This is a genomic window from Stenotrophomonas pictorum JCM 9942 (assembly GCF_001431585.1).
In the GTDB taxonomy this organism is placed as follows: Bacteria; Pseudomonadota; Gammaproteobacteria; order Xanthomonadales; family Xanthomonadaceae; genus Stenotrophomonas; species Stenotrophomonas pictorum.
Window position 1 is genome coordinate 1 of sequence record NZ_LLXS01000053.1, and the last position, 12,799, is coordinate 12,799.

The window sequence follows — 12,799 nt, forward strand, 5'->3', positions numbered from 1 at the left end:
GGATGAAGAACATGTACGGCAAGCAGGTGCGCGGGATCGAACGCAGCACCTTCCTGATCTCGCCCGACAGCACGCTGGTGCAGGAATGGCGCAAGGTCAAGGTCGCCGGCCATGCCGATGCCGTACTTGAAGCCCTGAAGGCCGCCCCGAGCAAGTGAGCCACCTGCCGTCCCCACCCGCCCCATCGCCCTGCCCCGCAGGTGCGATGGTGTGACCCTGCCCGCCACCAGGAATCGATGATGACCCGAGGCAAGCGCATCTACGTGCTGGACACCAACGTGCTGATGCACGATCCGACCGCGCTGTTCAAATTCGAGGAACATGATGTCTACCTGCCGATGCAGGTGATCGAGGAACTGGACAACAGCAAGAAGGGTACCACCGAGGCCAGCCGCAACGCCCGCCAGGTGAGCCGTTTCCTGGACGAGCTGATCGAGGCCGCCGGCATCGGCAGCGTGCAGGACGGGGTGCCACTGGACCGCCCAAAGAGCCTGCAGCTGCGCGGTGCGCAAAGTGCCGGCCGCCTGTACTTCCAGACCAGCCATTTCGACGCCGGCAAGAGCTTTGGCAAGGTCATCCCGGACAACGCCATCCTCGGCGCGATCCTCGTCTTGAGAGAGCAGCACCCGGATACGCCGGTGGTGTTCATCTCCAAGGACATCAACCTGCGCATCAAGGCCGCCATCGCCGGCATCGATTCGGAGGATTACGAGAACGACCGCGCGCTGGACGATTTCAGCCTGCTCTATACCGGCGCCACCCAGCTGCCGGAAGATTTCTGGAAGAAGCACAGCGACAACCTGCGCAGCTGGAGCGACAAGGGCCGTACCAGCTACGAGATCCTGGCCGCCGACGACGAGGACTGGCACCCCAACCAGTACGCCTACCTTCCGGGCGAGGATGAGGTCGAACTCAAGGTCACCCGGGTTGAAGGCGACGGTCGCATCATCCTCTCGCTGGTCAGTGATTTCCGCCACAGCGCGCATTCGGTATGGGGCATCAGCGCGCGCAACCGTGAGCAGAATTTCGCGCTCAACGCGTTGATGGACCCGGAGATCGATTTCGTGACCCTGCTCGGCACCGCCGGTACCGGCAAGACCCTGCTGGCGCTGGCGGCCGGCCTGGCGCAGACGCTGGACCAGCAACGCTACCGCGAGATCATCATGACCCGCGCCACGGTCAGCGTCGGCGAGGACATCGGCTTCCTGCCGGGCACCGAGGAAGAAAAGATGACGCCCTGGATGGGGGCGCTCACCGACAATCTGGAAGTGCTCACCCACAACCAGGACGGCGGCTCATGGGGCCGTGCGGCCACCAACGACCTGCTCGCCAGCCGCATCAAGATCCGCTCGTTGAACTTCATGCGCGGCCGCACTTTCCTGTCGCGCTACCTGATCTTGGACGAGGCGCAGAACCTCACGCCCAAACAGATGAAGACGCTGATCACCCGTGCCGGCCCCGGCACCAAGATCGTCTGCCTGGGCAATGTCGAACAGATCGATACACCGTATCTGACCGAAACCACCTCCGGCCTCACCTATGCGGTGGACCGCTTCAAGAACTGGCCGCACAGTGCGCACATCACCCTGCGTCGGGGCGAGCGTTCGCGCCTGGCCGATTATGCCTCGGAGGTCCTGTGAAACACCTGCACGTCCTGCTGTCGGCCTGCGCCGCTCTCGCACTGGCCGCATGTACTCCTTCCAACGTGAAACCGGGCGCTGTCGTGCCCACAGCGATCAAGGCCGGACAGTCCTGGGTGGTGACCCGGCCGGTGATCGCCGCGGAGGTGCTGGACACCTGCTCGCGTGACAGCCCCGCCAAACATGCCGGCGCCATTAGCGGTTACTGGGCCCCCAGCCGCGCCGATATCGAGACCCTGGAAAGCCAGCTCTCACGCCTGCAGCCGGAGGTTGCCGAACCGGCCCTGTCCAGCCGGCAATACGTGGGCTTCGAATCCGGCGGCAAGCGCCTGATCTACATCAACGCGTTCACCCTGCCGGACCACAGCAAGAGGGATCCGGCGCGCGAGGCCATACGCGCCTGCGATGGCGGCGACAGTTTCTGGGGCGCCGTCTACGATCCGCAGAGCGGCACCTTCTCCAGCGTCGAGCGCAACGGCCCGCCGCCGTCACCCTGAGGCGGCCACATGGGAATCCGCCTGCCGGTGTGGGTCTGGATCGGCGCTGTCGCGCTGTCCTGTGTGGCCGGCATGGTCAACGTGGCCGGCTTTCTGGGCTTTGAACACCAGGCTGTCAGCCACCTTACCGGCAGCACCAGCCAGCTGGGCATTGCGCTGGCACAAGGTCACTGGCGCCAGGTCGGGCACCTGTGGGGATTGCTGATCGCGTTCTCGCTGGGCGCCATGCTCAGTGGATTGATCATCCAGGACAGCACCCTGCAGATCGGGCGGCGCTACGGGGTTGCACTGGCACTTGAATCGGCACTGCTGCTGCTGGCCATTCCACTGTTCAAGCACCAACAGGTCTGGGGCGCCTGGGCAGCGGCAATGGCTTGCGGACTGCAAAATGCCATGGCCACCACGTTCAGCGGCGCGGTGGTACGCACCACCCATCTGAGCGGCATGTTCACCGATCTCGGCATCGGCCTGGGCCACCTGCTACGCGGACTGCCCCTGCCCATACGGCGCCTCACCCTGAGCGGCCTGATCATCAGCGGCTTCCTGAGTGGTGGCGTGATAGGTGCGTGGCTATTTGCGCGCTGGAAGTACGACGCCCTGCTTGCACCGGCCCTTCTGACCGGCGCTACCGGTATTGGCTATGTGCTGTATCGCCAATGGACGACACGCCAACGCGGCTGAGACATGTTTTCCGCAAACATTGCACAATCGTGCGCATGAGCCCTTCAACGCCGTTCTCCGCCCTGACCATCGCCGGCTCCGACTCCGGCGGCGGCGCAGGCATCCAGGCCGACCTCAAGGCCTTCGCCGCGCATCGCGTACACGGCCTCTCCGCCATCGCCGCACTCACCGCACAGAACACCCGCGGCGTTACCGCCGTGCATGTCCCGCCACTGGATTTCCTGCAGGCACAGATCGATGCCTGTTTCGACGACTTCGACATCCATGCAGTCAAACTGGGCATGCTGGCCAACGCCGAGGTCATCCATCTCGTTGCCGGCATACTGGAACAACGTCGCCCGCCACAGGTCGTGCTCGATCCGGTCATGATCGCCACCAGTGGTGCCAGGCTGCTGCAAGACAGCGCCTTGCAAGCCCTGCGCGAACGCCTGTTGCCATTGGCGACACTGATCACCCCCAATACGCCCGAAGCCGAGCTGCTGCTTGGCCGGCGCATCAACAACGCCGCCGACGCCGATGATGCGGCTGATGCACTGATCGGCATGGGCGCCAGCGCGGTCCTGCTCAAAGGTGGGCACCTGTTTGAAGGCAACCGCGTCATCGATCGCTACTTCGATGGCGTCACCCGCGAAGAATTCAGCCATGCGCGACTGCCGGTCGATGCCCATGGCACCGGCTGCACACTGGCCTCGTCCATCGCCGCGCAACTGTGCTGCGGCCTGTCGATGCCCAACGCCTGCGAAGCGGCAATCGACTACATCGCGCGCGGCCTGCAGGGCGGCTATCGGCCCGGCCACAGCGAAGTCATGGTGCTCGATCACTTCGGCGCCGCGCGCACGGCATGAACGCTACAGCGCGAGTGTCCATCACCAGCGCCGACGGACACCAGTTCGAGCTGCTGAGCCATGTACCCGAGCAGGCAACGGCCAGCCTGCTGTGGTTGCCTGCCCTCGGCATCGCCGCACGCCACTACCAGCCCTTCGCCGACGCCCTGGCTGCCAAGGGCATTGCCGTATTTCTGCACGAATGGCGCGGCAATGGCAGCAGCAGCCTTCGCCCGAATCGCCATCATGACTGGGGCTATAAAGAACTGTTGCAGTACGATCTGCCGGCGGCCGAGGCCGCCATTTACGCCACAATCCCCGGCCGCCCATTCCGCCTGGGTGGACACAGCCTCGGCGGCCAACTGGGCTGCTGTTACGCCGGGCTGCGCACCGGAGATCTGGATGCACTGTGGCTCATCGCCAGCGGCACACCGTGGTGGCGCAGCTTTCCCGCACCGCGCCGCTACCTGCTGCCATTGGCCTATCGGTTCCTGCCATGGTTGGCGCAGCGCCTGGGCGCACTGCCCGGCCGCCGGGTCGGCTTCGGCGGCACCGAGGCACGCGGTCTGATCCATGACTGGGCGCGCGTCGGCCTGAGCAACCACTACGCCGCGCGCGATCTGGCCAACGACCTGGAAGCGGGCATGCGCACCGTCTCGACCCCGGTCTCGGCGATCGTCTTCAATCGTGACTGGCTGGCTCCTGCCGGTTCGATGCAGCAGCTGCTGGCGAAGATGCCCGCATCCAAGCCCATGCTGCATGTGCTGTCATCACAGCAACTGGGCACCAGGGCAGATCACTTCCACTGGATGAAAACACCGCAACAGGTCGCCGCCACCCTGCTCCGTCACAATGATTAAGAAAATTTCACAAAAGCATTGACGCACACGCAGCATATCCGCATAATCTCGCTCCTGACGACGGGCCCGTAGCTCAGTTGGATAGAGTACCTGGCTACGAACCAGGCGGTCGGGAGTTCGAATCTCTCCGGGCCCACCACGTCAGAAATCGGAACCAGCTTCCGCAGCTTCAAACCAGAATAATGTAAAGCGCGCCCGTAGCTCAGTTGGATAGAGTACCTGGCTACGAACCAGGCGGTCGGGAGTTCGAATCTCTCCGGGCGCACCATTACATTATGAAAACAGCAGGCATAGCCTGCTGTTTTTGCATGCGCGCTATCCACCATTGCACAAGCGCAGATCAAACTGCTGCACGGAAGCCGCAGGGATAATGCCCCGATCGCCTCTATGCAACCCAAGACAACGCGCGCATGACACGCCCCACAATCCCGCCCCACCGCAGACAGCACGGCGCGATGAATTCTTGCCGCACCCAGCAACCGTCTTCCGGCCCGGCGTAGTGACAGTGACCAGAACCCCACACCATTGTCCAAGCACAACAGGAAGCGGATCGGCATCCGACGCAGCGTGCCGAGCCGAGTGGACAGCGCTCTCTCCAAGGCCGCGCCGGCAGCAATGACTGTCACCCAAAAACGACTGCGCGCGGAACCTCCATAGTTATTGTGCAGGAGCTGCGTGAACTCGCCCTGATCGACACCAGCTCAAAGGGCGGCAGCACCGTGACTACCGACGCAATGGTCGAACGAGCGCAGATGGCGCTCACTGGACGCGATAGGCTCGGGCCAGAATATGCCAACGACGCTAAGCGCACGACGCATGAAGAGCGCAGAGACATGCTGGCAGCACTCAGTGCCGCCATGCAGGCCACCAGCACTGAAGTGGGGGGGCGTGAGCCGCTGGCAGCCCAACTCCACAACCCCTATCGATGTCGAGGTGGAGACGAAGATTGACGACGACAAGGGTGAGCGCAGTATGCAGACCCTGAAAGCCTAGCCGCACACACCAGAAGCCCGGGTTCTGTGGCCCGTTCCAGACGAGTCAGTGCACATCGACTACACGCAGACTCACTGGCACCACAAGCACCCCACCAGCCACGGCGCGGGAGTGTCCGATGCGCAACTGCAACTCCTACCAGCGCCCGCGACCAGAGCAGGCAACCCCAAGGCCGGCAGCCGTGGCCGCGACTCGATCTGCACTGTGTGCGTGAACGACCGGCGCCGGCTCCGCGCTCCCTGCCCGCCCTGCCACCTGACCCCGAGAAGGTCCAGATCAACAACGCTGCCGCGCTTTGGTTCGGGCCCGTGCGGCCGCAGCCGAGGCATGCGGCATGAGTGCAGACCAAGCAAAGCCCACCGCCCGTGCGTTCCTCGCCGACTGCCTTGCACGCCGGCATGGCCATGGCTTCTGGTTCTCGTTCCGCCATGCACAGAGCGCTCGCCGCCGGGCCGCGCAGTCGTCGGCAGCTCTGGCGCCCGAGGCGGGACAGCCGCCGCAGATGGAGCTGTTCCCATGAACCGGCAGCTCTTCACCAAGCCAGCCAAGCGCATGAAGCAGCCGCCCAAGGACCCACTGCGCGAGCAGCTGGCCACCGCGGCCAACGAGATCATCCGGCTGCGCGCCGAGAACGAACACATGAATCAACGAATGGAGAGCCCCCCGGGAGGCGCTGGAAGGAGAGAGTCATGGCTGAGGAAATCGCGCTACTGCCGCTGAAAGAGGTGAAGCTCTGCGCCGGCCTGAGCACCGCAACGGTCTATCGCATGATGGCGAAGGATGCATTCCCGAAGCCGCGCAAGATCGGCGCTAAGTAGCTCTGGTTCTCGCCGGAAATTGATGCCTCCATCCTGGCGATTGCCGCAGGCAATGCATGGTCCCCAAACATGGGGCAAAACATGGGGCAGGACCTTGCGGCATGAAAAAAGCCGCTGTAATCAGCGGCTTAGTTCAACACTTGGCGGAGTGAGAGGGATTCGAACCCTCGATAGAGCTTTTGACCCTATACTCCCTTAGCAGGGGAGCCCCTTCGGCCTCTCGGGCATCACTCCGTTCTTATTGCCCGGTTACTTATTCAGTAGCGGGGCGCGAAGAATAACGTTTATCGGGGTGAAAGGTAAACCCTTATTCCGAAGTTTCTTCACTTCCGGAAGCAGCGGGCTCGTCACCGCGCTGGATACGCTGGAAAATCTCCTCACGGTGCACCGCCACATCCTTCGGAGCGGTGATACCGATACGTACCTGGTTGCCCTTGACGCCGAGCACGGTCACGCTGACCGAGTCGCCGATCATCAAGGTTTCGCCTACACGGCGAGTCAGGATCAACATTTTTGCGAATCTCCATGGAACCGGATGGATTCCCACCGGCATTGGCGCGCTGCAGCGTGCGCCCCACGACAAAGGGAAAAGACTGCCCAATGTTAACTGCAGGGCGCGCGTACCTTCAAGGCAGAAAGCTTTTCACATTCAGGCCAAATGCGGCTTGGCCCAGGCCAACACACCATCAAGTGCTGCAACAAGCTGGGGACCATCCTCACCCCCGCCTTGAGCCATATCCGGGCGACCGCCGCCCTTACCTCCGATCTGACCCGCAACGTAGGACACCAGTTCACCGGCCTTGACCCTGCCCATTGCAGATCCGTTCACACCCGCGACCAGAGCGGCCTTCCCATCCTGCACGCCCGCCAGCAGGATCACCGCATCGCCCAGCTGCTGCTTGAGGCGGTCAACGGCTTCACGCAACGCCTTGGCGTCAAACCCCTCCAGCCGCGCCACCAGCACCTTCACACCGCCGACATCGACCGCTGCCGAACCCAGGTCAGCAGTCGCACCGGATGCCACCTTGGCCTTGAGCGATTCCAGCTCACGCTCCAGCTTCTTCTGGCGCTCGCCGAGCTGGCGGATTTTCTCGACAACATCCGCCTCGCTACCGCCGAGCAACTGCGCCGCCTGCTGCAATCGCGACTCTTCCTCGGCCACATAGTCCAGCGCACCCTGCCCGGTAACCGCCTCGATACGACGAACGCCAGAGGAAACACCGCCCTCGGAGGTGATCTTGAACAAGCCGATATCACCGGTGCGTGAAACATGGGTGCCACCGCAGAGCTCGGTGGAGTACTCACCCATCTTCAGCACCCGCACGTTTTCGCCGTATTTCTCGCCGAACAGCGCCATGGCACCGAAATCCAGCGCCTCCTGCATGCCCATGTGATGCACTTCAGCCGCGTTGTTGGCACGCACCTGCTCATTGACCTTGCGCTCAATCAGCGCAACGTCCTCAGCGCTGATCGGCTGGAAGTGCGAGAAGTCAAAACGCAGACGATCCGGCGCCACCAGCGAGCCCTTCTGCTGCACATGGGTGCCCAGCACCTCGCGCAGCGCGGCATGCAGCAGATGGGTGGCCGAGTGGTTGAGGATCGTGGCACTGCGACGCTGGCCATCGACCTGACCCGACAGCACCTGACCCACGCGCAGCGCGCCCTCGCCGATCTTGCCGACATGGCCGTGGAACTGGCCGGCGAACTTCTGCGTATCCGCTACCTCGACACGCACGCCGTCAGCGGACAGCAGACCGGTATCACCGACCTGGCCACCGGATTCGGCGTAGAACGGTGTCTGCGCCGTGAACACGATGACCTCGTCGCCCACCTGCGCGGACTGGACCGGAACGCCGTCCTTGAGGATGGCGACCACGCTCAAGCCATCGGCCTGCAAGCGCTCGTAACCGAGGAAGGCCGTCGGCTCAAGGCTGGCCACCAGCTCTGCCGACAGGGTTACGCCACCGCCGAACTTGCCGGCAGCCCGCGCGGTTTCGCGCTGGTGCTCCATCGAGGCTTCGAAGCCCTCCATATCCACCGTCATACCGCGCTCGCGCGCGATGTCGGCGGTCAGGTCGACCGGAAAACCGTAGGTGTCATACAGACGGAAGGCATCCACGCCGGGGATCACGCCGTCGGTCACCTTGGCGGCCAAGTCGTCGAAAATCTTCATGCCCGAGTCCAGCGTCTCGGCGAAGCGCTCTTCCTCGGCCTGCAATGCACGCACAACCGTATCGGCCTGCGCCGGCAACTCGGGATAGGCCTCGCCCATCTGCTCGACCAGCGTCGGCACCAGCTTGCTGAAGAACGGCTGGCGTACCCCCAGCATCCAGCCATGGCGCAGCGCACGGCGGATGATCCGGCGCAGGACATAACCACGACCCTCGTTCGACGGCAGTACGCCATCGACGATCAGGAACGAACAGGCACGGATGTGATCGGCGATAACGCGCAGCGACTTGTTCTCCAGATCAGCCATACCGGTCAGCTCACTGGCCTTGCGGATCAGCGCCTGGAACAGGTCGATCTCGTAATTGGTATGCACGTGCTGCAGGATCGCCGCCAGGCGCTCAAGACCCATACCGGTGTCCACGCATGGCGCCGGCAGTGGCACCAGGGTGCCGTCCGGCTGGCGATCGAACTGCATGAAGACGTTGTTCCAGATCTCGATATAGCGGTCACCATCTTCATCTGGCGAGCCTGGCGGGCCACCGGCAATGTGCTCGCCGTGATCGTAGAAGATTTCGGTACAGGGGCCACACGGACCGGTATCGGCCATCTGCCAGAAATTGTCCGACGCGTACGGCGCTCCCTTGTTGTCGCCGATGCGCACGATGCGCTCCGGCGGCAGGCCGATCATCTTGTTCCACAGCTCGTACGACTCGTCGTCGGTGTGGTAGACGGTAACCAGCAGGCGTTCCGGCGCCAGCCCCCATACCTTGGTCAGCAACTCCCACGACCAGGCGATGGCCTCCTTCTTGAAGTAATCGCCGAAGGACCAGTTGCCGAGCATTTCAAAGAACGTGTGATGGCGGGCGGTATAGCCGACCGAATCAAGATCGTTGTGCTTGCCGCCAGCACGCAGGCACCGCTGGACGTCGGCTGCGCGCACATAGCTGCGCTTTTCAGCCCCCAGGAACACGTCCTTGAACTGCACCATGCCGGAGTTGGTGAACAGCAGGGTCGGGTCGTTGCCCGGCACCAGGGGTGCGGAGGGCACGATCGTGTGCCCCTTGGACTTGAAGAATTCCAGGAAGTCGGCGCGGATCTGGGAAGTGGTGAATTTGGCAGGATTATTCATTGGGGACTGGCAATAAGCGGGCTAGCGGGTCCCGATCGCCCCAAGGGCGCGGGAATTCGGGACAACCGAAACCCTGAAAGGGTATCAGGCCCAGCGCGCTCAGTCCTCAGCGTCGTATCGGGTCGCACTGCGGATGCAGCTGCCGTCAAACCCACGCCGCGCCAGCAGGTCCGCCGCCTTGCGTCGCTGAGCAAGCTCCTGCGGCCCATCCGGCCCGAACCGGCGGCACACCAGCTCACGCGCTCTCTCGGCCCAATCACCCTCGAATGTTGCCAGCGCAGCCTCGATCGCATCTGCATCCAAGCCATGCGTTCCCAGCTCCGCGCGGATATGCAGCGGTCCATAGCCGCCGTTTGAGCGATTGCGCACGACCGATTCGGCAAATCGCGCGTCATTCTGCCAACCTTCATCGGCCAGCCGCGACACCGCAACGTCCACAGCCTCGGCATCAAGCCCGCGCGCCTTCAGCTTGCGCGCAAGTTCTTTGCGCGAGTGCTCCCGCCGCACCAGCAAACCCAGTGCCCGCTGCAGCGGGGTCTGCTCCCGCCGCCTGCCCGGCTTGGCCGGGCCGTCATCCCTATCACTCATCTGATCTGCTGCCTTTCAGGGTGGCGCCATCCATGGCATCCCTGCTGGATTCAATACCGCAAGGGCGGGACGACGTCACTGACGATGCGCCGCCCGCCCTGCGGAAAATCAATCCTCGCCGTCGCTGTCACCTTCCTCGCGTGCAGCTTCCGCCGGCTGGAACTTCTCGCGCAGCTCTGCCTCAAGACGAGCCGCCACCTGCGGATTGTCACGCAGATAGCCGCGGGCGTTGTCCTTGCCCTGACCAATGCGTTCGTCGCCATAGCTGTACCAGGCGCCCGCCTTGTCCACCAGCTTGGCCTCCACGCCCATGTCGATCAGCTCGCCTTCACGGCTGATGCCTTCGCCATACAGGATCTCCGTGATGACTTGCTTGAAGGGGGGCGCCAGCTTGTTCTTCACAACCTTGATCTTGGTCTGGTTGCCGATGATCTCATCGCCCTTCTTGATCGCACCGATACGGCGGATATCCAGCCGCACCGAGGCATAGAATTTCAGCGCGTTGCCGCCGGTGGTCACCTCGGGACTCTGGCCCGGCATCATCACACCGATTTTCATGCGCAACTGGTTGATGAAGACCACCAGCGTGTTGGAGCGCTTGATGTTGCCGGTCAGCTTGCGCAGCGCCTGGCTCATCAGGCGGGCCTGCAGACCCGGCAGCTGGTCACCCATCTCGCCTTCGATTTCCGCCTTGGGGGTCAGCGCAGCCACCGAATCGATCACCACGATATCGACCGAACCCGAGCGCACCAGCATGTCGGCGATTTCCAGCGCCTGTTCACCCGTATCCGGCTGCGACAGCAGCAGATCGTCAACATTCACCCCCAGCTTGGCTGCATAGATCGGGTCCAGCGCATGCTCGGCGTCAATGAAGGCGGCCGTGCCGCCCAGCTTCTGGCATTCGGCAATTGCCTGCAGCGTCAGGGTGGTCTTGCCGGAGGATTCCGGACCATAGATCTCGACCACACGCCCCTTGGGCAAGCCACCGATCCCCAGTGCGATATCCAGCATCAACGAACCGGTCGGGATCGCCTCGACGGGCTCGACCACGCGATCCCCCATGCGCATCACCGAGCCCTTGCCGAACTGCTTCTCGATCTGGCTCAGTGCGGCGGAGAGCGCGCGCTTCTTGTTCTCGTCCATCGGGTTCGTCCTCGTCGTTGATTTCGTTGATTTAGCTGATTTCGTCATGGGTCCACTTTAGCGCTGCCACATCGCACAGGCTGAGATTGCGTGCGACAGGGCAAATTATCTGGCCGGCCAGCATACCGGCAGCAGCGGATACCGCCTTAGCCCGTAGGAAAAACACACCTTCATGGCGGCGAAAAACATCCGGCTTACCGGTTGGGCCGCAGCAGGCCGCAGTAAAGCCCCTCGATCGCGAAGTCCTGGTCAGGCTGCACTTCGATGGGCGCATAGTCCGGGTTGCGCGGCAGCAGCCGGATCCGGTCCTTGCCGATCTTGAGCAGCTTGACGGTGATCTCGTCATCGATCCGCGCCACCACGATCTGACCGGTTCGGGCGTCGCGGGTACGGTGTACGCCGATCAGGTCGCCATTGAAGATGCCTTCATCGACCATCGAATCGCCCTGCACTTTCAGCAGGTAATCCGGCGCAGGCGAGAAGAACACCCTGTCCAGCACCACAAAATCGTCCGAGCCGATGTCGGCGCCAATCGGGAGCCCCGCCGCGACCCGGCCAAGCACCGGCAGACGCAGCACCTGTTCCTGGGCCGCGCTCACCAGAGGCAACGCCGGATCTTCTGCAGCCGGGCGCACCAGCCGGATCCCCCGCGCCCGTCCCGGCACACGCTCGATGGCACCGGCAGCTTCCAGCGCCTCCAGGTGGTACTGCGCCGAGCGCACGCCCTTGAAGCCGAACGCCCGGGCGATCTCGGTCTGTGACGGCGGTACGCCCTCCGCCTCGATCCGCTGTGCGATCAAATCGAGGATGGCCTGCTGGGTATCGGTCAGATTCATGGTTAGTAGTATTGCTACTAACAAACACGCCCGTCAATACCCCCGGTCACCAACGGCTACCCCATGAAGCTACAGCGTCTCCAGCCCGATCAGCGCCGCGGCAACGGTCTGCCGGCGCACCGCGTCGCGGTCCCCATCGAAATGGAACAGCTCGGCGCGGGTATAGCCGCCACGGCGCTTCCAGCCGATCCAGACCGTTCCGACCGGTTTGTCCTCACTGCCGCCGCCGGGCCCGGCAATGCCGGTGACCGCGACCGCAATGCTGGCACCGGACCGCACCAGCGCGCCCGAGACCATTTCAATCACCGTTTCGCGACTGACCGCACCATGGACCTCCAATGTCTGCGGACTGACTCCCAGCAACGCCTGCTTGGCCTCGTAGCTGTAAGCCACCATCCCGCTGTCGAACCAGTCCGAGGAGCCGGAGACGCCGGTCATCGCCTTGGCGATCCAGCCTCCGGTACAGCTTTCAGCAGTGACGACGTGATCGCGCACAGCACGCAGCCGCTCGCCCAGCCGGGCAGCGAGTTGATCGAGTTCGTGGTCGGTAAGAGCGGCCATGGAAATTCCTGGAGGGAGGCCGCTGCGTTGTAGCGCATTTCCACGCCACATGCATTG

Annotated in this window: 14 protein-coding genes, 3 tRNA genes and 1 pseudogene; 11 read left to right on the forward strand and 7 right to left on the reverse strand. The window is 63.4% G+C overall.

All coding sequences use genetic code 11. The features are described from left to right. The 11 genes and pseudogenes from ARC78_RS14635 to ARC78_RS16815 form a co-directional block, all read left to right on the forward strand. A pseudogene (locus ARC78_RS14635) lies at positions 1 to 158 on the forward strand (peroxiredoxin); the annotation flags it as partial. 81 nt (positions 159 to 239) lie between these two features. Continuing rightward, positions 240 to 1,640, forward strand: a complete 1,401-nt coding sequence (locus ARC78_RS14640) for a PhoH family protein (RefSeq protein WP_054656822.1) — start codon at positions 240 to 242, stop codon at positions 1,638 to 1,640. Positions 1,641 to 1,645: 5 nt separating this feature from the next. Then, the gene (locus ARC78_RS14645; RefSeq protein ID WP_083468354.1) at positions 1,646 to 2,137 is read left to right on the forward strand and encodes a hypothetical protein; all 492 of its coding nucleotides are present in this window, start codon (positions 1,646 to 1,648) and stop codon (positions 2,135 to 2,137) included. Positions 2,138 to 2,146: 9 nt separating this feature from the next. Further along, the gene (locus ARC78_RS14650) at positions 2,147 to 2,818 is read left to right on the forward strand and encodes a YoaK family protein (RefSeq protein WP_054656820.1); all 672 of its coding nucleotides are present in this window, start codon (positions 2,147 to 2,149) and stop codon (positions 2,816 to 2,818) included. Positions 2,819 to 2,853: 35 nt separating this feature from the next. Next, positions 2,854 to 3,663: a bifunctional hydroxymethylpyrimidine kinase/phosphomethylpyrimidine kinase gene (gene thiD, locus ARC78_RS14655; RefSeq protein ID WP_054656819.1), complete on the forward strand. Its 810-nt coding sequence runs from the start codon at positions 2,854 to 2,856 to the stop codon at positions 3,661 to 3,663. Further along, entirely contained in the window at positions 3,660 to 4,502 is an 843-nt protein-coding gene (locus ARC78_RS14660; RefSeq protein ID WP_057506551.1) for an alpha/beta hydrolase family protein, read from the forward strand. Before thiD ends, ARC78_RS14660 begins: the two co-directional genes overlap by 4 nt. A 62-nt stretch (positions 4,503 to 4,564) precedes the next feature. Next, positions 4,565 to 4,641 (forward strand) — tRNA-Arg (locus ARC78_RS14665). Positions 4,642 to 4,693: 52 nt separating this feature from the next. Continuing rightward, positions 4,694 to 4,770: transfer RNA gene (locus ARC78_RS14670), tRNA-Arg, on the forward strand. A 394-nt stretch (positions 4,771 to 5,164) separates the two neighbouring features. Next, positions 5,165 to 5,452, forward strand: coding sequence for a hypothetical protein (locus ARC78_RS16705; protein ID WP_145974363.1), 288 nt, complete (start codon positions 5,165 to 5,167; stop codon positions 5,450 to 5,452). 377 nt (positions 5,453 to 5,829) lie between these two features. After that, complete coding sequence (locus ARC78_RS16810) at positions 5,830 to 6,015, forward strand: hypothetical protein (RefSeq protein ID WP_158499993.1); 186 nt, start codon at positions 5,830 to 5,832, stop codon at positions 6,013 to 6,015. A gap of 169 nt (positions 6,016 to 6,184) precedes the next feature. Then, complete coding sequence (locus tag ARC78_RS16815) at positions 6,185 to 6,313, forward strand: helix-turn-helix transcriptional regulator (protein WP_157722730.1); 129 nt, start codon at positions 6,185 to 6,187, stop codon at positions 6,311 to 6,313. A gap of 141 nt (positions 6,314 to 6,454) precedes the next feature. On the opposite strand, the gene ARC78_RS14675 is transcribed toward ARC78_RS16815, so the two are convergent. The 7 genes from ARC78_RS14675 to ARC78_RS14705 all read right to left on the reverse strand — a co-directional run bounded on the left by ARC78_RS14675 (position 6,455) and on the right by ARC78_RS14705 (position 12,742). After that, positions 6,455 to 6,547 (reverse strand) — tRNA-Ser (locus tag ARC78_RS14675). A 73-nt stretch (positions 6,548 to 6,620) separates the two neighbouring features. Next, positions 6,621 to 6,824 (reverse strand): carbon storage regulator CsrA, encoded by a 204-nt coding sequence (gene csrA, locus ARC78_RS14680; RefSeq protein ID WP_054656818.1) that lies wholly within the window; start codon positions 6,822 to 6,824, stop codon positions 6,621 to 6,623. A 138-nt stretch (positions 6,825 to 6,962) separates the two neighbouring features. Then, entirely contained in the window at positions 6,963 to 9,614 is a 2,652-nt protein-coding gene (alaS, locus tag ARC78_RS14685) for an alanine--tRNA ligase (RefSeq protein ID WP_057506552.1), read from the reverse strand. 99 nt (positions 9,615 to 9,713) lie between these two features. After that, on the reverse strand, positions 9,714 to 10,202 hold the full coding sequence (gene recX, locus ARC78_RS14690) for a recombination regulator RecX (RefSeq protein ID WP_054656817.1): 489 nt from the start codon (positions 10,200 to 10,202) through the stop codon (positions 9,714 to 9,716). 108 nt (positions 10,203 to 10,310) lie between these two features. Then, complete coding sequence (gene recA / locus ARC78_RS14695; RefSeq protein WP_054656816.1) at positions 10,311 to 11,345, reverse strand: recombinase RecA; 1,035 nt, start codon at positions 11,343 to 11,345, stop codon at positions 10,311 to 10,313. Positions 11,346 to 11,539: 194 nt separating this feature from the next. Continuing rightward, entirely contained in the window at positions 11,540 to 12,181 is a 642-nt protein-coding gene (gene lexA / locus ARC78_RS14700) for a transcriptional repressor LexA (protein ID WP_054656815.1), read from the reverse strand. 69 nt (positions 12,182 to 12,250) lie between these two features. Continuing rightward, the gene (locus ARC78_RS14705; protein ID WP_057506553.1) at positions 12,251 to 12,742 is read right to left on the reverse strand and encodes a CinA family protein; all 492 of its coding nucleotides are present in this window, start codon (positions 12,740 to 12,742) and stop codon (positions 12,251 to 12,253) included. Positions 12,743 to 12,799 lie beyond the last annotated feature (57 nt).

Coding starts and splice junctions, on each gene's coding strand:
- ARC78_RS14650 (WP_054656820.1), top strand. CDS start 2,147: ATGGGAATCCGCCTGCCGGTGTGGGTCTGGATCGGCGCTGTCGCGCTG.
- ARC78_RS16810 (WP_158499993.1), top strand. CDS start 5,830: ATGAGTGCAGACCAAGCAAAGCCCACCGCCCGTGCGTTCCTCGCCGAC.
- csrA (WP_054656818.1), bottom strand. CDS start 6,824: ATGTTGATCCTGACTCGCCGTGTAGGCGAAACCTTGATGATCGGCGAC.
- alaS (WP_057506552.1), bottom strand. CDS start 9,614: ATGAATAATCCTGCCAAATTCACCACTTCCCAGATCCGCGCCGACTTC.
- lexA (WP_054656815.1), bottom strand. CDS start 12,181: ATGAATCTGACCGATACCCAGCAGGCCATCCTCGATTTGATCGCACAG.
- ARC78_RS16815 (WP_157722730.1), top strand. CDS start 6,185: ATGGCTGAGGAAATCGCGCTACTGCCGCTGAAAGAGGTGAAGCTCTGC.
- ARC78_RS14660 (WP_057506551.1), top strand. CDS start 3,660: ATGAACGCTACAGCGCGAGTGTCCATCACCAGCGCCGACGGACACCAG.
- thiD (WP_054656819.1), top strand. CDS start 2,854: ATGAGCCCTTCAACGCCGTTCTCCGCCCTGACCATCGCCGGCTCCGAC.
- recA (WP_054656816.1), bottom strand. CDS start 11,345: ATGGACGAGAACAAGAAGCGCGCGCTCTCCGCCGCACTGAGCCAGATC.
- recX (WP_054656817.1), bottom strand. CDS start 10,202: ATGAGTGATAGGGATGACGGCCCGGCCAAGCCGGGCAGGCGGCGGGAG.
- ARC78_RS14640 (WP_054656822.1), top strand. CDS start 240: ATGACCCGAGGCAAGCGCATCTACGTGCTGGACACCAACGTGCTGATG.
- ARC78_RS14705 (WP_057506553.1), bottom strand. CDS start 12,742: ATGGCCGCTCTTACCGACCACGAACTCGATCAACTCGCTGCCCGGCTG.